Genomic DNA, 552 nt, shown 5'->3' with positions numbered 1-552 from the left:
GTGAGGTGCTTCACTTCCGACTCGTAGTTGGAAAGATCCGCCGGCGCCACCACCTGTATGGGGTCGAAGCAGCTGCCGTCCGAGACATTGACGAAGCTCAGCCCGGCCTTGGAATCGCGCCGGGTGCGGACCCAGCCGCGCACGCTGACGACTTGGCCGACATATTCATCGCCCTGCAGGGCGTCCACCACGCTGAGCACCGTCATGACTTCCTCTTGAACACCACTAGGGACAGGATTTGCAAGCTTGCAGACAGCCCGCAATCATAGCGGAAGGTCCGGCATTCGATGCGCCGGGCACTTCGGCTCCAGCAGAGAAGGAATCAAGCCATGGGAATCCACCTGACCGCCGCCGCCGTTGAGCGCGTCCGCCAGTACGTCGAACGCGAGCCCGGCAGCCTGGGGCTGCGCTTTGGCGTCAAGCGCACCGGCTGTTCCGGCTGGGGCTATACCGTGGACGTGGCGCGCGAGATCCAGGCCGACGACACCGTGGTCGAGCAGGATGGCGTGAAAGTACTGATCAACGCTCAGAGCCTGCCGCTGGTCCAAGGCA

Annotated in this window: 2 protein-coding genes; one reads left to right on the top strand and one right to left on the bottom strand. The window is 63.8% G+C overall.

What is annotated here, in order from left to right; translation table 11 throughout:
- Positions 1-206: OB-fold nucleic acid binding domain-containing protein (locus tag FLQ44_RS09835; RefSeq protein ID WP_240801236.1), on the bottom strand; the 206-nt coding region annotated here is incomplete at its 3' end.
- Between the two features lie 123 nt (positions 207-329).
- On the opposite strand from FLQ44_RS09835, the gene FLQ44_RS09830 reads away from it, so the two are divergent.
- The coding region (locus FLQ44_RS09830) for a HesB/IscA family protein (protein WP_147694260.1) at positions 330-552 on the top strand (223 nt) is incomplete at its 3' end.

Source organism: Vogesella mureinivorans (assembly GCF_007644035.1).
GTDB classification, from domain to species: Bacteria; Pseudomonadota; Gammaproteobacteria; order Burkholderiales; family Chromobacteriaceae; genus Vogesella; species Vogesella mureinivorans.
This window is presented reverse-complemented; position numbering and strand designations above follow the sequence as displayed.